This window comes from Cupriavidus sp. 05N40 (assembly GCF_056397305.1).
The window spans coordinates 81,237-99,811 of the sequence record NZ_JBFTND010000003.1 but is presented as its reverse complement, the minus strand read 5'-3'; the positions used below and the strand labels follow the sequence as shown (position 1 = coordinate 99,811).

The 18,575-nt window shown below is 66.7% G+C and carries 17 protein-coding genes; 6 read left to right on the top strand and 11 right to left on the bottom strand.

All coding sequences use genetic code 11. The annotated features are described in order from the left end of the window. Positions 1–51: 51 nt before the first annotated feature. Entirely contained in the window at positions 52–1,878 is a 1,827-nt protein-coding gene (locus AC1DO7_RS01705) for a cytochrome c biogenesis protein DipZ (protein ID WP_477115719.1), read from the bottom strand. Between the two features lie 46 nt (positions 1,879–1,924). After that, positions 1,925–2,437 carry a peptide-methionine (R)-S-oxide reductase MsrB gene (gene msrB, locus AC1DO7_RS01700; RefSeq protein ID WP_441612012.1) on the bottom strand — a complete coding sequence of 171 codons (513 nt, stop codon included), beginning with the start codon at positions 2,435–2,437 and terminating at the stop codon, positions 1,925–1,927. Between the two features lie 179 nt (positions 2,438–2,616). On the opposite strand from msrB, the gene AC1DO7_RS01695 reads away from it, so the two are divergent. The 3 genes from AC1DO7_RS01695 to ppk2 all read left to right on the top strand — a co-directional run bounded on the left by AC1DO7_RS01695 (position 2,617) and on the right by ppk2 (position 6,203). Next, positions 2,617–3,354 carry a response regulator transcription factor gene (locus tag AC1DO7_RS01695; protein WP_441612013.1) on the top strand — a complete coding sequence of 246 codons (738 nt, stop codon included), beginning with the start codon at positions 2,617–2,619 and terminating at the stop codon, positions 3,352–3,354. Positions 3,355–3,383: 29 nt separating this feature from the next. Next, complete coding sequence (locus AC1DO7_RS01690) at positions 3,384–4,889, top strand: HAMP domain-containing sensor histidine kinase (protein WP_441612270.1); 1,506 nt, start codon at positions 3,384–3,386, stop codon at positions 4,887–4,889. Positions 4,890–5,069: 180 nt separating this feature from the next. Beyond that, complete coding sequence (ppk2, locus tag AC1DO7_RS01685) at positions 5,070–6,203, top strand: polyphosphate kinase 2 (RefSeq protein WP_441612015.1); 1,134 nt, start codon at positions 5,070–5,072, stop codon at positions 6,201–6,203. Positions 6,204–6,432: 229 nt separating this feature from the next. On the opposite strand, the gene AC1DO7_RS01680 is transcribed toward ppk2, so the two are convergent. The 7 genes from AC1DO7_RS01680 to AC1DO7_RS01650 all read right to left on the bottom strand — a co-directional run bounded on the left by AC1DO7_RS01680 (position 6,433) and on the right by AC1DO7_RS01650 (position 14,508). Continuing rightward, entirely contained in the window at positions 6,433–7,095 is a 663-nt protein-coding gene (locus AC1DO7_RS01680; protein WP_441612016.1) for a response regulator, read from the bottom strand. A gap of 309 nt (positions 7,096–7,404) precedes the next feature. Next, positions 7,405–7,632: a hypothetical protein gene (locus AC1DO7_RS01675; RefSeq protein ID WP_441612017.1), complete on the bottom strand. Its 228-nt coding sequence runs from the start codon at positions 7,630–7,632 to the stop codon at positions 7,405–7,407. 248 nt (positions 7,633–7,880) lie between these two features. Continuing rightward, the gene (locus AC1DO7_RS01670; RefSeq protein WP_441612018.1) at positions 7,881–8,852 is read right to left on the bottom strand and encodes a fimbrial protein; all 972 of its coding nucleotides are present in this window, start codon (positions 8,850–8,852) and stop codon (positions 7,881–7,883) included. 52 nt (positions 8,853–8,904) lie between these two features. Further along, positions 8,905–11,580 (bottom strand): fimbria/pilus outer membrane usher protein, encoded by a 2,676-nt coding sequence (locus AC1DO7_RS01665; RefSeq protein WP_441612019.1) that lies wholly within the window; start codon positions 11,578–11,580, stop codon positions 8,905–8,907. A 249-nt stretch (positions 11,581–11,829) separates the two neighbouring features. After that, complete coding sequence (locus AC1DO7_RS01660) at positions 11,830–12,588, bottom strand: fimbrial biogenesis chaperone (RefSeq protein ID WP_441612020.1); 759 nt, start codon at positions 12,586–12,588, stop codon at positions 11,830–11,832. Positions 12,589–12,720: 132 nt separating this feature from the next. Beyond that, the gene (locus tag AC1DO7_RS01655; protein WP_441612021.1) at positions 12,721–13,263 is read right to left on the bottom strand and encodes a fimbrial protein; all 543 of its coding nucleotides are present in this window, start codon (positions 13,261–13,263) and stop codon (positions 12,721–12,723) included. Positions 13,264–13,716: 453 nt separating this feature from the next. Continuing rightward, entirely contained in the window at positions 13,717–14,508 is a 792-nt protein-coding gene (locus AC1DO7_RS01650) for a hypothetical protein (protein WP_477115718.1), read from the bottom strand. Here AC1DO7_RS01650 and AC1DO7_RS01645 point away from each other — a divergent pair. The 3 genes from AC1DO7_RS01645 to AC1DO7_RS01635 are packed head-to-tail and all read left to right on the top strand — an operon-like array spanning position 14,486 to position 16,244. Beyond that, positions 14,486–14,692: a hypothetical protein gene (locus tag AC1DO7_RS01645; protein WP_441612023.1), complete on the top strand. Its 207-nt coding sequence runs from the start codon at positions 14,486–14,488 to the stop codon at positions 14,690–14,692. The two genes, AC1DO7_RS01650 and AC1DO7_RS01645, sit on opposite strands and share 23 nt — an antisense overlap. Beyond that, a complete protein-coding gene (locus AC1DO7_RS01640) occupies positions 14,644–15,519 on the top strand; it encodes a response regulator (RefSeq protein WP_441643122.1) in 876 nt (291 codons plus the stop codon). The genes AC1DO7_RS01645 and AC1DO7_RS01640 overlap by 49 nt, the downstream gene beginning before the upstream one ends. A 44-nt stretch (positions 15,520–15,563) precedes the next feature. After that, positions 15,564–16,244 (top strand): Hpt domain-containing protein, encoded by a 681-nt coding sequence (locus tag AC1DO7_RS01635; RefSeq protein WP_441612024.1) that lies wholly within the window; start codon positions 15,564–15,566, stop codon positions 16,242–16,244. Between the two features lie 110 nt (positions 16,245–16,354). Here AC1DO7_RS01635 and AC1DO7_RS01630 read toward each other — a convergent pair whose 3' ends face one another. Next, complete coding sequence (locus AC1DO7_RS01630) at positions 16,355–17,419, bottom strand: porin (RefSeq protein ID WP_441612025.1); 1,065 nt, start codon at positions 17,417–17,419, stop codon at positions 16,355–16,357. A gap of 71 nt (positions 17,420–17,490) precedes the next feature. After that, positions 17,491–18,309 (bottom strand): response regulator transcription factor, encoded by an 819-nt coding sequence (locus AC1DO7_RS01625; RefSeq protein ID WP_477115717.1) that lies wholly within the window; start codon positions 18,307–18,309, stop codon positions 17,491–17,493. Positions 18,310–18,575: the final 266 nt, after the last annotated feature.

The following is an 18,575-nucleotide window of genomic DNA, read 5'->3' as shown; positions in this document are numbered from 1 at the left end:
GATAGCTGCAATGAAGTGAGGCGGCGTTGCGTGGATGCGTGCCGCGGAAGATCAGCCGAAGGTGAAGGCATAGGCCTCCACGCCGGGGTCAAGGAATTCGATGGCGAAGGTGTGGTCCGCGATCTTGCCGGCCTGGCGCACGAGCTGGTACAGGCGCTGTCCGRTGACGGTGCCGCTGCCGTCGGCATCCACGTCGGTGCCGTGCGCGTCGCCAGGGGCTGCGCCGTCGATGCTGACGCGGAAACGTACCGGCTTGCCGTCCTTGCCCGGGCCCAGCACGAGGTGCAGGTCGCGGGCATGGAAGCGGTAGACGATGCGTCCGTCCTTGCTCTCGAGCGTGGCGTGCTCCGCGCCGACTTTCCAGTTGCCGGCCAGGGCCCAGTCATTGAGCGCGGGCGTGGCCGGTGCCGCATAGCTGCGGACCTTGTCCTGCGCCTGGCCGCCCGGCGAGGCAAAGTTCTCCGCGCGCTCGTAGCCGAGGTAGGTCTCGCCTGACTGCACGTCGGCGTTGTCGGAGGCCATCTGCACGCCCTGCTCCGTGGCCGTGCCCAGGCCGGTGGCAACCTTGGCCGCGCCGGCGTGGCCGGCCTCGGCCAGCAGTTGCTGGATCACCTGCTCGGAGTGGGCGTATTCGCCTTCGCCGAAATGGTGGAAGCGGATCTGGCCCCTGGCATCGATGAAATAGTGCGCCGGCCAGTACTGGTTGTTGAAGGCGCGCCAGATCGCGTAGTTATTGTCGACCGCCACCGGGTAGTCGATGCCGAGGTCACGCACGGCCTTCTGCACATTGTCCACATTGCGTTCGAAGGCAAATTCCGGCGCGTGCACGCCGATCACCACCAGGCCCTGGTCACGGTATTTCTGCGCCCATGCTTTCACATAAGGCAGGGCACGCAGGCAGTTGATGCAGGAGTAGGTCCAGAAATCCACCAGCACCACCTTGCCGCGCAGGCCTTCGGCGGTGAGCGGCGGCGAGTTCAGCCACTGCACCGCGCCGGCCAGCGCGGGCAGCTGGCCTTCGACCGGCAGCGCGGCGGGGGCGCCGGCATTGACGGCGCGCATCATCGAGCCGGATGCCGCCATCATGGCCGGGCCGTCGCCATTGGCCTCTGTCGTGCCACTGGCCGCGGCAGGCGTGGGCGTGGCGTTCGCGGCATTGCCTCCCAGGCGGTCCAGCAGGTGCTGCTCGATGCCGCCGGTGGCGACCGTCGAGACCCGCGCCAGCACACCCGTGTCCAGCCCCAGCGCGATCGCGGCGACGCCGGCCAGCATGGCCGCGCCGATGCCGCGCCGCACCCATTCGCCGGCGCCCAGCGAGCGCTTCATCGCGGTGAACACGCGCCCGCCGATCAGCAGGGCCACCGCCAGCGAGGTGGCGGCGCCGGCGGCATAGGCCACCAGCAGCAAGGTGGTGCCCACGCTGGCGCCGCGCAGCGCGGCACCGGTCAGCACCAGGCCGAGGATGGGGCCCGCGCACGGCGCCCACAGCAGGCCGGTGGCGATGCCGAGCAGGAAGGAGGAGCCAGGCCGCACCTGCCCGTCGGCTTGCGCGAAGGCGGAGAGACGGCTGCCCGCGCTCACCAGCGGATGCATGAGGCGCTCAGCCAGGCGCGGCAGCAGCAGCGTCAGGCCGAACACGGCAAGCAGGGCGATGGCCAGCCAGCGGCCGTACTGGTTGGCCTGCGCCACCCAGCCGCCGCCCACCGCCGCCAGCGTGGCCACGCCGGCGAAGGTCAGCGCCATCCCGGCCAGCAGTGGCAGGCCGCTGCGCACGAAGGGCTGGTCCGCGCGCGAGAACACGAACGGGAGCACGGGCAGGATGCACGGGCTCAGGATGGTGAGCGCGCCGCCCAGGTAGGCGAGTACGATAAGGAGCATGGCGTTGTCTTGGTATGGTTGTCTGCCGGGCGCGGGCCCGCGGTCGTCAGGCGGCCTGCGGGCGGAAGGTCATCGCCAGGCCGTTCATGCAGTAGCGCAGGCCGGTGGGCTTGGGGCCGTCGTCGAACACATGGCCCAGGTGGCCGCCACAGCGCCGGCAGTGCACTTCCGTGCGCGTCATGCCGAAGCTGCGGTCTTGCGTCGTGCCCACGGCCCGCTCCAGCGGCGCCCAGAAGCTGGGCCAGCCGGTGCGGCTGTCGAACTTGGTGCGCGAGGAGAACAGGTCGAGCTGGCAGCCGGCGCAGGCGAACACGCCGGCGCGGTGTTCGTCGTTCAGCGGGCTGCTGTAGGGCCGTTCGGTGCCTTCCTGGCGCAGCACGTTGTACTGGGCGGGGGTCAGCAGCTGGCGCCACTGTTCGTCGGACTTCACCACCTCGAAGACCTCGGCGGGCTTGCCGCCGCCGGACGGCCCGGCCGCCAGCGCGCGCCAGCCGCTCACCGTGGCAATGGCCGCCACGGCCGCGCCGCCCGAGATCAGAAAGCGCCTTCTGCTCCGCATGATGTGCTCCTTGCGTGGGTTCCACGAATCAATGGGCGCATCGTATGGCCGGTGCGATCCCGGAGTCCTCACGAAAGGTTAAATTAAATGTGATAACTCGGCGGCGCAGAATTCTGCACAATGACTGCGCGGGCCCCGACCCTCACTCCACCGTCCTCACTCCACCGTCCCCATCGCCCATGCCAACGGACCATCCCAAGCGCATCCTGATCGTCGAAGACGACGTCGACATCGCCAATGTGCTGAGCCTGCACCTGCGCGACGAGCGCTATGAAGTCGTGCACAGCGCGGACGGCAACGAAGGCCTGCGCCTGCTGGAGCAAGGCAGCTGGGACGCGCTGATCCTGGACCTGATGCTGCCCGGCGTGGACGGACTGGAGATCTGCCGGCGCGCCCGCGCCATGGCGCGCTACACGCCCATCATCATCACCAGCGCGCGCTCCAGCGAGGTGCACCGCATCCTGGGGCTGGAACTGGGCGCCGACGACTACCTCGCCAAGCCGTTCTCGGTGCTGGAACTGGTGGCGCGCGTGAAGGCGCTGCTGCGGCGCGTGGACGCGCTGGCCAGGGACCTGCGCGTGGATGCCGGCAGCCTGGTGCTGGGCGGGCTGTCGATCGACCCGATCACGCGCGAGGCCAGCGTGGACGGGCGCCGCATCGAACTGACCCCGCGCGAGTTCGACCTGCTCTATTTCTTCGCCCGCCACCCCGGCAAGGTGTTCTCGCGCATGGACCTGCTCAATGCCGTCTGGGGTTACCAGCACGAGGGCTACGAGCACACCGTCAACACCCATATCAACCGGCTGCGCACCAAGATCGAGGCCGATCCGGCGCAACCCAGCCGCATCCTCACGGTCTGGGGACATGGCTACAAGCTGGCGGCCGGAACATCCGGCGCGCCGGGAGATGCGACATGAACGCCCGCACCGAGGCTGGCACCGAAGCCATGCAGGACCGCCCCGCGCGCCGGGCGCCGCGCTTCGGGCTTACGCTCACGCAGCGCCTGTCGCTGGTGTTCTCGGTGCTGCTGCTGGCCTGCTGCGGCGCCTCGGCATGGCTGCAGGTCCGCTCGAACGACATGCACGAGAAGGAGGTCATCCAGGATCTCTCCCGCGGGCTTGCCGCGCATATCGCGCGCAACGCCGTGCTGATGGACGCCAACGGCCTCAAGCCGGAAGCCCTGCGCCAGCTGTTCGGCCAGCTGATGGTGGTGAACCCGAGCGTGGAGGTGTACCTGCTGGACAACCAGGGGCGCGTGATGGGCCACGACGCGCCCGCCGGGCGACTGCAGCGCGAGCAGGTGGACCTGCAGCCGGTGCGCCGCCTGCTGGCCGGCGATGCGTTGCCGATCCTGGGCGACGACCCGCGCAGCGCCTCGGGCCGCAAGGTTTTCAGCGCCGCGCCGCTGCGCTCGGGCGGCTATATCTACGTGGTGCTGCTGGGCGAGACCCACGACGAGCTGGCGGCGCGGGCATCGGCCAGTTCGGTGCTGCGCACCACGCTGTGGTCAATGGCGCTGGTGGCGCTGCTGGGTCTGCTGGCGGGGCTGGTGGCGTTCGGGCTGATCACGCGGCCCCTGCGCCGCCTGACCGAGGCCATGCGGCGCTTCAACGCCGACGCGGACCCGGAGACCGCGCCCGCGGCGCAGCCGCGCTTGCCGCGCGTATCGAGCGCGGGCAGCCACGACGAGATCGCCGCGCTCGAGGCCGCCTTCGCCCAGATGGCCGACCGCATCGCCGAGCAATGGCGCGCGCTGACCAAGCAGGACCAGGAGCGGCGCGAGCTGGTGGCCAATATCTCGCATGACCTGCGCACGCCGCTGACTTCGCTGCAGGGCTACCTGGAAACGCTGTCGCTCAAGGCGGATACGCTCGGCGAGGCTGAACGCAAGCGCTACCTTGCCATCGCGCTGGCGCAGAGCGTGAAGGTGGGCCGTCTGGCCCAGTCGCTGTTCGAGCTGGCGCGGCTGGAGCACGGCATCGTGCAGCCCGCGCTGGAAGCCTTCTCGCTGGTCGACCTGGTGCAGGATGTATTCCAGAAGTTCGAGCTGCCCGCCGAGGCGCGGCAGGTGCAGCTGCGCGCGGGTATCCCGCAGCGGCTGCCAGCCGTGACGGCGGACCTGGGAATGATCGAGCGCGTGCTGACCAACCTGCTGGACAACGCCATCCGCCATACGCCGGCGCATGGCGCCGTCGACGTCGACCTTGCCGTTGGCGACGGCAAGGTGTCGGTCACGGTCAGCGATACCGGCCCCGGCATTGCGCCGGCGCTGCGCGAGCGCCTGTTCCAGCGGCCGTTCAGCGCCGGCGCGCATCGCGGTGGCGGGCTCGGCCTGCTGATCGTGCAGCGCATGCTGCAACTGCATCGCAGCCAGATCCGCCTGCTCGAGCGCGAAGGCACGGGCGCGGCGTTCCGCTTCGAGCTGCCGGTGGCGGGCCGGCAAATGCCTTAGACCCCTGGCCCCCTGGACCCCTGGCCCCCTGGACCCCTGGACCCCTTAGGGCGATGATGATCTGCATCAAGGGTGGACGGAAGGCGCCTGCGCATAATGAAATCCGCGATTCCCGCCGGCGCTGGCGTCAGGTTCACGGGAGATCGCGCAACGTTCAGCGCAACCTTTCCGAAATCCGACATGGCAGCACACGTGCATAACCTCGGTTCGTCCCAGTCTGACCACGCTACCGGCCCGCAGCAAGGCGGCGGCCGTCCCGTCGCCAGGGGCGACGTGGTGCCGACCAATACGCCACGCTCGGCCGAACGCAATACCGTGGAGAGCGCCGTGGACGCCGCCGCGCAGCTGGCGGCAAGCAGCATGCAGGACATCCTGGCGAGCGGCGCCGCCGATGGCGAGGAAGGCATGCTCGGCGTGGTCAGGACCTTGATGGACGGCATGTCTCCCGACGAGGCGGCGCAGCTGCGCCGCCTCATCCTCGAAGGCGATCCGGCGGCCTGGCAGGTGGGCAGGCGCAGGCATCCGGACCATGAGCTGTCGCAGGGCTGGCGCGAAGGCCAGTATCCGTACCAGAACCTGATGTCGCGGCGCAATTACGAGAAGCAGAAATACCGGCTCCAGGTGGAGTTCCTCAAGCTGCAGGCCTGGGTGAAGGACACCGGCCAGCGCGTGGTGATCCTCTTCGAAGGCCGCGACGCGGCCGGCAAGGGCGGCGCCATCAAACGCTTCATGGAGCACCTGAACCCGCGCGGCGCGCGCGTGGTGGCGCTGGAGAAGCCCACCGAATCCGAGCGCGGCCAGTGGTACTTCCAGCGCTATATCCAGCATCTGCCCTCGGCCGGCGAGATCGTGCTGTTCGACCGCTCCTGGTACAACCGCGCCGGGGTGGAGCATGTGATGGGGTTCTGCACGCCGCAGGAGTACCAGGACTTCCTGCAGCAGGTGCCGGAATTCGAGCGGCACCTGGTGCGCAGCGGCATCCACCTGTTCAAGTTCTGGTTCTCGGTCAGCCAGAAGGAGCAGCGCCGGCGTTTCCGCGAGCGCGAGATCCATCCACTCAAGCAATGGAAGCTCAGCCCGGTCGACGTCGCATCGCTCGACAAGTGGGACGCCTATACGCGGGCCAAGGAAACGATGTTCGCGCGCACGGACACCGCCGATTCGCCCTGGACCGTGATCCGCTCCGATTGCAAGAAACGGGCGCGCCTGAACGCGATGCGGCACGTGTTGCTGCGCTTTCCCTACGCCAACCGTGAAGTCGAGGCCATCGGCACGACCGATCCGCTGATCGTCGGGCGGGCCCTGGCGGGCTAGTCCCGGTCACGGCGCGCCGCCCCGGCGGCGCGGGCCCTCACTCGCCCGCGCCATTCCCGGCGGCCAACAGTATCCCGGCTCCGGCTTCCTTCGCCAGCACGCTGAGCCGTTGCACCGCGGCGGCCAAGCCTGCCTTCAGATTCCGCGACAAGCCCGGCAAGCCGGCCGCGGACTAGAGCGTTGCAGTGCCACGCGCCGGGCGGGCAAAGCGCCGGCGTGCCAGTGCCGTCTATCCCGCCAGTGCGCTCCCCGGGCCGGCCAGGCTGCCGTCGGAGGCATAGAGGATCAGGTCGGCATCGCGCGTGATGCCGAGCTTTCGCATCGCACTGGCCTTTTGCGAACTGACCGTCTGCTTGCTGCGATGCAATTGCGCGGCGATCTCGTTGACCGTTTGTCCCGAGCCGAACAGCCGCACGACTTCGGCCTCGCGCGCGGTCAGCGGCCGGATGGACGCGGCCGGCTTGCTCTCGTCCAGGATGCGCTTGATGGTGGGCGAGAAATACTTGCCGTTCGCATAGGCAGCGTGGACAGCCGCCAGCAGGTGCGACATGGCATCCGACTTGCTCAGGATGGAGTTCACGCCTTGCTGATGGATCGCGCGGACGACGCCGGGATTGTCCATCATGGTGAGAATCACGAGCCGCAGCCCGGGATAGCGCCGCTGCAGGAACGACACCAGCGTCAGCCCGTCGCCGTATTGCCCCCCCGGCATCACATAGTCCGATACCAGCACGTCGCAGGCGTGCGTGTCGAGCGCCGCGATCAGTTCCGTCGAATTGCCGACCGTGGCGACGATTTCCGCGGCGTCGAGCTTGCGCAGTTCGTAGGTGATGCCCAGCGCGACGGCCGGGTGGTCGTCGGCAACGATCACGCGCATCGAAAACTCTTTCATCTTGCTTCACTCCTTGGCCCGGCCGGGCACGGCGCGGAAACGCGGCAGAAGAACGGGCTTGAATTCAGGCGCAGGGTTGGCGCTCGACAAGGGGGTGAGCAACCAGGAAAAATCTTAAGCGAATGCCTTGCAAGAAACAGAGAATTCTGGATTCCGGATGGAAAATCATACCGACAGATCGGAGCAGAAACAATCTGGCTTCAGTTGGGGTGGGAGTCCTCGCCTGCGCGCARAAAGGTGTCGCCGCGCGCGCCGTCCTATTCATGGAAATGTGCTTTGTGTGGCACTGTTGTTCGGGCGCTTCTGCATTCAGCCGGCAGGCCTGCTTCCCGGCATCGCCGCAACGGGGTCGGACGCGGAGTCGAGCGCGCTTTCCCATTGCGCGAGAAGGCGCCGCCGCTGCTGGGGCGATGTCAGCAGGAAGTCGTTCATCAATGCAATGAAGCATTGTTGATCCATGTGGCTCAGCTCAGCGAATTCAAGCAAGAGCCGGCGGGCCTGGCGTGAAGAACGTGTGTTCGTATCGGGTTTCTTCATGGTGACATCGCAGCTATTGGGGGCTCATAGTGAATGTCGTGCGCGTGTGCTCGTCGCCGGGTGCAATGGCGCAAGCCCTTGCACTCAGCGCGCGGCCAGGGGAGCAGGGCGTATGCCGTTGACTGTCAGGCCGGCATGCCAGGCGATCCGGGAGAGCCGCCGCGCCGGGCCACCGCGGTGTCGTTGCGCACCGGCAAGCCGGCGCCCCGGGCGGCGCGCACCGGGGGACCTCGCCAGCCCTGCTGGGTTCATTGGTAACTCATCGTGATCGTCGCGCGCCCGTTCGCCGTGCCTGCCGCGACGTCAGGCAGGGTCTGCACATACCGCGCGCGCAGTGGAATATTGAACAAGCCATTTGACGCGGAACCGGCAAACCACTGGTTCAGGTTGCCGGCAGCACTGGAATCGGCACCGTACCTGAGCGGTGTCGAATCCTTGAGCACCTGGATCCCGACGCCTTGGGCGGTCGAACCCGGCGAAAGCGTGAGTACGTCCCCGCGATTGGCCGGATCTGTCATGTCGGTCAAGGTCGCATAGACGTTGGTCGTGGCGCCCGAGATCCCGTCCGCGCAGGAAAGCGCGACTTCGAACGGGTTTTCGTTCGCTGTCGACCCCACCCCCTTGAAGTCGCCGATGGGGACATTCCTCATCGGCACCGAGATGTGGGCGCTCGACAGCTTGCAGGTAGGAACAAGCGGCTTGATGGCCAACATGCCGTCGATCATGTACTGCGTGGATTTCAGCTCGCCGCCCCGATACCATTTGGCGGCCACCTCGCCGCTCAGGATGCCACCTGCGGTAATCGGTCCGGTCTTGACGAGTTGAATGGTCAGCCGCAGCTCCGTGGCTTCCTGGACCGAAACAGCCATACTGAAATGGCTCCACGGCCACCAGCCCGGGTTGTCGGTGTATTGCATCCTGATCCCCACGCCGTTGATGGGAGTTGACATGGTGTGGTACGGACCCGGCGCCTCGAGCCTGCCAACGATCAGCATGAAGGGCTGGCACTGGTAGTCTACGGGCCCGCTGTTTTCGGCGTGAAAGATGAAATCCCCGGAGTAGAGAACGGTGCCGTCTGCCACAAGCGGATTGAACGTTGGTGGGTTGAAGCCGGTCAGCCTGTAGCGGAACGGCTTGCCGTCGGTGGTCGGGAACTGGTCGCAACTGGCCAGCGCCGGAGTGGAAGCCAGCAACGCCAATAACAGGATTAGTTTTCGCATGATCATTTTGCCAAGGTTTGGAATATGACAAGCCGGGAAGATGGTGAACCGTTCACAAGCCCGGCCCGATATGCACCGGACCGGGGGAGGGAGATCTCTGCATGCTCATCCCCGGGGCCTGCGGCAAGCCGGTGGTCACGTTCGTGACGGGCGCGCAGATGGCCTCGATCTGTTGATAGCCGCTGCCCTTTCCTGCCTTCTTGCGTTCCGGCAACTCGTACGCGATGCGGCAGGCCGAGGCTTCGTCGTTGCCCCAGGTCACCTTCAGTTCGCCCTTGTCCTGGAGGCCGCGCGCAAAGATCTTGCTGGCCTGGCCGACCACGCCGACTTCCTGYCCACCCTCGTCGTGGACCGCCGCGCCGAACGGCAGCGCCATGTCGTTGGACCGGCGCGCCCGGATCATTGCCGAGCGTCCCGAGACGGTCTCGAACTTGAGCATCGGCACCGAGCCGGCGCGCGGGGCGACTTGCTGGCTGGTCTCGCGCAGTTCCACGTCGGTGGACAGGCCCTTGGGATCCAGCGACACCGTATTCATGCTGTACGGCGTCAGGTACGGCACGACCGCATAGCCGCGGCTGTCGATACGCACGCCCGACGCATTGGTCACGCGCGCGCCCTCGGCGTTGGGCGCCTCGACAATCGCGAAGGTGTCGGACAGCGGCTGCGACAGCGTGACGCCGCCGCGGTGCAAGACCGCCGCGCCGCGCACGCCGATCGCGGCTTGCTGGTAGTCGGAGCCGCCGCTCACGCTGGCGTTGAGATCCGCATACGGGCTGCGGTACAGCACGTTGGCGCCGCCGTCGGTGCTGCTTTGTCCGGCACCCGAGGTGTGGTTCGCGCTCAGGCTGTAGGAGAGTTCGTTGTCGGCCCCCGCGGAGCCCGACAAGGTGGTCTGCGCCTGCATGCTGCCATTGCTGTTGCGCGAGACGTTGCCGGTCAGGGTCAGCGGGTTCTGCTTGCCCAGCGGGATCGTGACGCTCGCGAAGTACATCGTGCCCATACGGCCGTCGGCGCCGCGCTGGCGCGTGGCCGAGACACCGAAGGAAATATTCTTGTAGACGTTGTTGTAGCCGACCGAATAGTTGATGTCCGAGCCGTCGCGGTTCCAGTAGTTGGCCGTGGAGGCGGTGACGTTGAGCCGCCCGCCCCGTTCGCCGAGCCGCTGGCCGAGCGTGACCGATGCGCGGTTGCGCTGGCGCCATACGCTGTCGATGGTGTGGCCTTGATCCGCCTGTGCGCGTGCGCGCATGGCTTCGTTGAGACCGAAGTAGCCGCCGGTGGAATAGCGGTAGGCGGCGATCGACAGATCGGTTCCGGTTTGCAGGACCGACTTGGAGTAGCTGAGCCGCGTACTGGTGCCGTTGAAGGTCCCGACGCCCGACACCGAGGTGTGGGCCTGCGTCACGTCCGCGCCGACCGCGCCGACCGGCGTGTTGAAGGCGCCGCCGAGCATGGCCGAAGCATAGCCTTGCGCCAGCGTCACGCCACCATAGCCGGTGACCAGGTTGTTGAGGCCGCGCTGCCAGGTACCCTGGACGAACAGCGGGTTCTTGCTGTTCTGGGCATCGCGCACCGCGCCGGCCACGACGCTGTAGCGGTTGACGCCGGGCCGCAGGGACAGCGGCACGGCGGCATACGGCACCGAGAACGAGCGCACGGTGCCATCCGCCTCGGTTACCGTGACGTTCAGGTCGCCGCCATATCCGGTGGCGTAGAGGTCGTCGATCTCGAACGCCCCGGGCGCCACCGTGGTCTCGTAGATCGTCATGCCGGCCTGGCGGATCGTCACCCTTGCGTTGCTGGTGGCGACGCCGCGCACCGTGGGCGCATAGCCGCGCAGCGAATCGGGAAGCATGCGGTCGTCGGTGGCCAGGCGCACGCCGCGGAAGGCCGTCGAATCGAACAGTTCACCGCTTGTGTACGCTTCGCCCAGGGTTAGCTGAGAAGCCAGCTTGAGCAGGTCGCGCTGAACGTAAGTCGAGATGTTCTGGTAATCGCTGTGGCCGCTCCCGCTCCAGTTGTACGAGCCGTTGTGGCGGAAATGCCAGTCGCCCGCGTTGAAGCCGGCGTTCAGGCCAAGGTAGCCCTGCGTCTGCACGCCATTGCTGCCGTGGCCCTTGAAGCTGTAGACATTGAACTGGTAGCCGAGGATGCCCGTCGTCACGCCGGAGTCCAGCAGTTCGGGACTCACGGAGCCGCGTGCGCTGCGGCTCAGGGAAACCTGCGGGATGCCAAGTTCCAGGCGCTGGTCGCCGAAATCGAAACTCGCGCTTGCCCCGGGAATCACCTCGGTGATGGGCAGGCATTCGCCTGAGGCCGCAAGCCGCGTAGCCATCCCGGGTGCCAGCTTCCGGAGATCGACGCCGGCCTTTTGCAGCAGTCCGGCGTCGAAGCACGCCTGTGCGTCGCTGTCATCCGCGCCGAGAGCCCGGAACGGCACGTCGGTGCGGCTGACCCGGTTGCCATTGACGTACATATCGATGTTGTAGGTGCCGGGCAGAACGACATTGCCCCGCTCGAAACGCGACAGGTCCACGCGCCGGCTGCTGCCCGTTGCCAGGAATCCGCTGTCGAACTCGACTTGCGCGACCTGCCTGGTTGCGGGCGCGGCCGCCTCGGCCAATGCCTCGGACTGCCAGGCGGCCAGGCTCGACAGCACCAGCGCACACAACGGCTTGAGGCGGAAAAGAGGGTTGCCATCCTGGGCCGGACGTTGGGCCGGGGTCATTGCGGGTTGCTCCTTGTTATGGGCTGCCGGGACATCCGCGCATGGCGGATGCGAGGCCGAACGGGGTCCTCCAGCGTCCCGCCGGGGGACCTGGCCACACGCTTCCCGGCGCAAGGCTTTTCAGGAAAGCCTCAGGCTGGCGAAGCGGATGGGGACCTGTACTGGATTCGGGAAGGAACGGCGTGGGGGCGGGTGATTGCCCAGGGTGCCGCGCTCAGGGGCCATGGCGCTGCTACCCTGTTGCTACGATCAGCCTCCCGGCTTGAAGGGGGCGACAGGCTTGCCTTGCACGATGCCGCCCCAGTCGTTGATGCTGCTGAAGTCGACTTGCGCGGCCGATGCCGGCGCGGACGCGAGGCCTTCGATCGGGAACAGATGCGAGGTGCCGGGCAGTACGTAGCCCATGCCGGCATTGAAGTTCTTGCCTTCGACCTTCAGCGCGATGCTGCCCAGGTTCACGACAAAGGGGGTAGGGTTGCTTGCCTTCAGCGCATATCCCTTGCCGCTGTCGGCCTGGACGATTTCCCACACGATCTTCGCGGGCGCTTCGTCGGCGCGGCCGGGCAGGGCTGGCGGGCGGAACATCATCTTGATGCGGGTACGGAAGGCGAGTTGCAGGCGGTTGGCATCTTCACCGATCTCGGCCTTCGGCGGGACTTCGAGCACATTGAGCCAGAACAGGGATTCCTTGTCCTGTGGCATCGGCTCCTTGCTATAGATCACGCGCAGCATCTGGCCCTTGCCGGGTTCGAGGCGGAACATCGCGGGCGTCAGCGTGAACGGCACGTCGATCTTCTCGGGCGACTCGTTGGCGTCGCCCTTGTCGAGCCAGGTCTGGACCAGCGCCGGCGTCTGGCCGTCGTTGGTGAGGCTGACCGTGACTTCGCGCTCCTGCGCCGGAAAGATGATCCGGGTGCCGGCGATGACGACGCTCGCGTGTGCCTGGGCCGCAAGCAGACTGGCCACGAAGGCCACCGCCATGAGCGGCTTGAGAATGGTGTGTTTCATCTTCACTTCCGATGCGTTGGATTCCTGGGAGATTGCGTTTCCTCGGAAGCCGTCTCGAAAACGCAGAAACGGCTTGGAAGGCTGCGCATCGCTGCGGGAGCGGCTCGGGCGGAGCCGTCTCCCGCGAAGCGCTTATTGATAGACCAGCGAGTACTGGACGCGCGAGTTGGCGGCGCCGGCCTGGACCGTGCCGGTCGACACGTACTCAGCGTAGTAGTGCAGGGTGGTGATACCGCCCGTGACGAGATCCACGGCGGGCGAGTTCTGGTCGTTCTGCGCGGCGCCGGCCTTGATCGGGTTGTAGCTGGCGTTCAGCAGGCGGATATCGACGCCCGAGGCGCCGCCGGCGTCCACGGTCAGGCGACCTTCGGAATTGACGGTCGAGCCGGCCTCGAATGCGGTGGCAACCTTGGTGCTCGAACCCGCGCAGCCGTCCAGCTTGATGGTGAAGGGCGTGCGACCCGCGACGGCGCCTGGTTGGCTCAGGGCCGACGTCGAGACCGGCGGCAGCGCCACGGTCATCATGTTGGCGCCACCGCCGCCATTGATCGTGCAGGTCGTGGCGACCACGCTGCCGGTGAATTCGATGGTGCCGTCAGCGGCGTGCGCGGCGGGCGCGAAAGCGGCAGCGCAGGCAGCGGTGGCGATGGCGGAAGCGATCAGGTTCTTTTTCATGATTCAGATAGCAGTAGTTGGAGGGGGTTGCTACTTTCGAAGTGCTGCTGTGTTGATGCAGGCTTCAGAAGCAAGTTTCGGGTAAACCCTTTTTTGTTTCTATCTGACCTGAACGAAATTCATGGCGAATAGATAGGACAAGTACGAAAGTGATGCAGGTACCGTGCGGGCGCGTCGTAGTGGCTCGTGCGGCGCAAGTGCGATCGCGGGCGTGGCCAGTAAAATCCGGGCGCGGGAGTGGCGCGGCGAGGGGGCATCTGCTTCCGGCGCAGGCAGGAGGAGACGCCAGGGAATCCGCCGTGAGGCTGGCGCTGGATGAACCGCGTCATCTCGAGGCGCTGCTCGCCGAAGTCGGCACTGGCGGTGGCGTCGTCGACGGGCTGGAAGGGCGGGTGGCCGCCAGCGATCGGATTGCGGCGATCGAAGCCGCTTGCACGGCCAGGCCGATACGCGTTACGCCTCGTGCTCTGCGCAGAACGTCGCGAGTTCCTGGCGGAAGGTCAGCATGACCTCCTTCTGCAGCAAGGACWGATACTCGCGGAACGGCGTGTCGAGATCGAAGGCCGCATCGTTGTAGGTGCGTTGCAGGAATGCCAGCGACTCGGCCAGCGAGCGTGCCTGTTCGGACTGATGCAGGCGTAGCCGCCAGTCCACCGCTTCGTGATGGTCGGCGAGCAGGTTCTGGTGCGGCGGGCAGGCGATCTCGCCGACCTGCCTGGCTTCATGAAACGCCACCAGGTAGGCGCAGATGGCCGACATGCGCCGGTTGGCCTCGGAGGCCGATTCGGCCAGCATGACCGCGGATGCCGCGAGCTCGTCCGGGCGGCTGCGCGTACGCCGCCGCTCGGGTGCGGCCGCCTGCAGCGGCCGCACCGCGACCAGCAGCGATGGCGGCAGCACCCGGTTGAATTCCCTGGCAAGCACGGCGTGGATCGTGTGCGTGAGCCGGGCACAGCTCGCGATATCGTCGCTGATATAGAAGTCGAGCGCGACCGCGCTTTTCCTGACATCCGAAACCACCGCCCGGACCGGAGTGGCGCCCTCATCGCGCAGCGCGGCCAGGCAGATATTGGCGCGCGCCAGCCATTCGCCGTTGTGCCGCAGGGCGTCGGCCAGGCTGTTTATGGTCATTTCCTGATCGGCACGCAGCGTCACCACCATGCGCGGGTGGGAAAGGCTGTCGCTGACGGCATGGAGCGGATCGGCGCCAGAGCTTGCCGGCATGATGCGTTTGTTCTTTTTCATCTCGCTCCTGATCCTGTTGGCCGGCGGACGCCCGGTGGTGGTGCCGGGGCAGGGCGACGCCGTAGCGGTGAAAAGTAGAGGCAAGAAGTATGGCGCCGTGCGCGCCCGGGCGGATGCGGACTTTTCCCGAGCCGATTGCGGCGGATTCTGCGCGGCGGCCGTGATGGCATTGCCCGCATCCTGACTTGCGCCGGTGGCGTCCCGGGTCGGCAGGACGAATGCCATGGCGCCATCGGTAATGGCGACCTTTCCGCGGCCAATTCAGGGCTTTCCCATGCGCGCCACGAGGGAACTATCGGAGAATCCCGGAACAGAAATCGCGCCCCGCGCGCGCTAGCAGCAAATGGCGCAATATTTTCAGATGGAGGCTGCGCAAAAATGACAACGGTGTTGATAGTTGACGATCATCCGGCGATGCGCATGGTCATGCGCACGCGGTTGTTGCAGGTGCTCGGCGTAAGCCGCGTCCTCGAAGCCGGCAATGGTCAGTCAGCGCTGGACATCATGAACGAGTGTCCGGCCGACCTGGTCATCCTGGACCTCGACCTGCCCAAGGTCAATGGACTGGAAGTCATTCCCCGGCTGCGGATGATGCAGCCGCAAGTGCGGATCCTGGTGCTGTCCGGCCAGGATACGCTGACGTTCGCGCCCCGTGCCATGCAGCTTGGCGCGCGGGGCTTCGTAAGCAAGCAGCAGGAAATGGGCGAGATCATGCGCTGCGTGGACGCGGTGATGGCCGGCTACACGCTGTTCCCGCCCGAAGTCGGCGACGCCGAGTCGGTGCCTCCTGACATGCGCGACGACAGAGACCGGCTCCGGCGGCTGACCGACAGGGAGATCGTTATCCTGCAGATGCTGGCCAGAGGGATGTCCAATGCAGCCATCGGCAAGCTGCAATTCATCAGCAACAAGACGGTGAGTAGTCATAAGATCCACATCATGGCCAAGCTCGGCGTCGCCACGCTGGTGGAGTTGGTAGACTTTGCCCGTCGCTGCCATATCGCGCCGTGACGGCGGCAGAATCTTCATTGTGAATCGTCCGGAGGACAACAATCATGCATCGCGCATTGATCATCGGTGACACCGCGGACTGGGCCGAAGACAGCGGCGTCGCCGCGCTGCTGGAGGGCCTGGGCTTCGAGGCGACGGCACATGCGGTGGAATCGCCCGGGGCGCCGGGGCGAGGCTGGCGCCTGGTGCTTGTGCGGCTTCCGGCAGACGGCGCACTGCCGGCCAGGGTGGTGCCGGATTCCGACGGCGCCGGGCCGACGCTGTGGCTCGCGGTTTCATCCGCTACCGCGGCTTCCGTGGACACGCGCTTCGGTGGCATGCTGACGGAGCCGGTACGCGAGCATGACCTGGCGCGGGAGCTTGCTCGGCATGGCGTCCTGCCGATCAGCGCGCAGGAGGAAGCGGCATTCTGGCCGGCCATCGAAACACTGTCCGATGGCGATCCCGACATGATCGCGGAACTGGTTGCCAGCCTGGTCGATACCAACCGCGCGGATCTCGTGCTCCTGCGCAATGCCTGTGCTGCCGCCGACTGGGACGAGGCGGCCTCGCTGGCACACCGTTTCAAGGGCGCGGCCAGGATCCTGGAGTGCAGTTCGGTGGTTGCGCTCTGCGCGCGCCTGGAAGCGGCGGCCCGCGCGCGCGACGCCGACGGTGTCAGCGCGCTGCTGGCGCTGTTCGAGCCGACCGTGGAGCGTCTGAACAATTGCCTGGAGGCCCGATAGCGGGCCCGGCCGGGAATAAAAAGCGGATGCCCCGGTGCAGGCTTGCACCTTGCACCGGGACATCCGCGGCAAGCCCGACAAGCCGGAAAGTGCCGGCCGGGCAGGGATTGTCAGAAGCGGTGACGCATGCCGACGCTGGCGCCAAACTGGTTTTCGCCGGGCAACACCTGGCCATCGCCGTTCACGCTGGTCTGCGACATGAAACCGCGCGCGTTGTCGGTCTTGTTCAGCGCATAGGCCATGTTCATATAGAGTTCGGTGCGCTTGGACACGGCGTAGTTGGCGCCGAGCGAGAACAGCCACGGATCCGCGCTGGTGCCCCGGTAGTCCTGGTAGTACAGGGCGCCACTGAACGAGGTCGCGGCCGTCAGCTGATAGCTAATGCCGGCCCAGCCCAGGTGAGCGATGCCGCTGCCCGTGGCGGGCGTGAAGCCCAGGTGTTGCCAGCGATAGCCGCCGAAGACCTTGGCGGGTCCGAAGGCGTAGCTGCCGGCGATGCTGGCGCGCTGGTCATGGCGGTTGCGGCTGGCAATGGTGTCGCCGTTCTTCTGGTCGAAGACAGCACCGACCGCGAATGCGCCCGTGGCGTAGTTCAGGCCGAATGCATATTCGCGGCCGACCTTCCATTGTCCCGGGACTTCTCCATTCGTTCCGCTGACACCGTCATGACCGAAGCTGTAGAGCCCGGACGCGGTCAGGCCGCCGAAGCTTCCGCGGTACTTGATGGCGTTGTCGGCGCGCGAGCCGAAATCATTGTCCATTGCATAGATGGAGTAGCTGCTCGCGGTGGCCATCGGATCATACCGCAGCGCGAAATCGTACATCGGCGTCTGTTGGCGGCCAAGCGTCACGGTACCTCCCGGCGTTTCCAGCCCGACGTATGACTGCCGGCCGAACAGGCGCCCATCGGTCTTGCCATCGTCGATGGAAAATCCGCTTTCCAGCACAAAGATGCCTTTCAGCCCGCCGCCGAGGTCCTCGACGCCGCGCAGGCCCCAGCGCGAGCCGGTCAGCCCGCCACCGGACTGCATGCGATAGACCTTGTCGCCGTTGCCGGGCTGCCTGTTGACGAATTCCAGTCCGGCATCCGCCACGCCGTACAGGGTGACGGCGCTTTGCGCCCAGGCGCCGCTCGCCAGGATCAGGGCAGCTGATGCAACCATTGTCTTCTTCATATCTGATTTCCTCGGTTAAGAAATTCTGGTCTTTCCCTCGCCCAGGGTGAAACCTGGCGAGCGCCCGCCCGCTACCGGGACATGCCGAGGTCCGCGGGGACCGCGCACTCGTCGGCGGCGATTGCCGGAAGGTGCATCCGCAGCGGCACCCCGTCGGCCGGGAGCCGTTCTGTGCGTGCCTCCGCGGGCCAGTCGGCGCGCGGCGTCTCCTGGACGTCCAGGCGATAGCCAAGCGCGTGGATCGACGCGATGGTGATGCCATTGACGGGCCGCAGCTCCAGCACGCGCCGCAGGCGGGCAATCAGCGCGGCGAGCGCGCGCGACATGGCGGGCAGCACCCGGCCCCACACCATGATTTCGATATGGTTGCGGGGCAGTACCTGCGACGGCGACGAGAACAGCAGCCAGGCCAGGCTGAATTCCTTGGGCGTAAGATGGATATCCCTGCCGTGCAGGCTGGCGCAGTACCTGTCGACGTTCAGCACATAGGCGCCGAGGTGGATCAGGCGCCGGCGTGCGGTCGGGGCAGTGTCGTGACGGCGGCAATGCGACACCATCCGCGCCAGCAGTTCGGCCGGGCGCAACGTCGRGCAATGGTCGTCGGCGCCCGCGGCGAACGCCTCCATGATTTCATGGTGATTTGCCTTGGCGGACACCACGATGACGGGGGTCTGGAATGCGAACGTGCAGCGGATCATCCTGACTACCTCGGCGCCTTGTCCGTCCGGCTGGTCGCCGGCAATCAGGATCATGTCGAAGACCTGCTCGCGCAGGTCGCGCAGCAGCCCGGCGCGCGCGGCGTAACGATGGCAAGGGAACCCGGCGCCGGTGACGAGATCGGCGACCGACAGGGAACTCGCCGGGTTGGCATCCAGTAATGCGACTTTCATAGATCGACCTCAGAGTCTGTCCGCGCGCAAGTGGCATCGATGCGTGACGACGCCTGGCGAGCGGAAATACAACATAGCCCCAACGCCCCCTGCCGGAACCGGGAAAATTCCCCAAGAAAGACGGAATACTTCGGTTTCGCCCCCGCGTTTTGCGCCAGATCAATTGGCGGGAGGGGGGGGCACCCGCGCCGGCGTTGCGCAAGCGGCACGACGACACGCCGCGCGGTGCGGCAGAGGACAGCCAGCCTGGCCGTGGAGGCGCTATC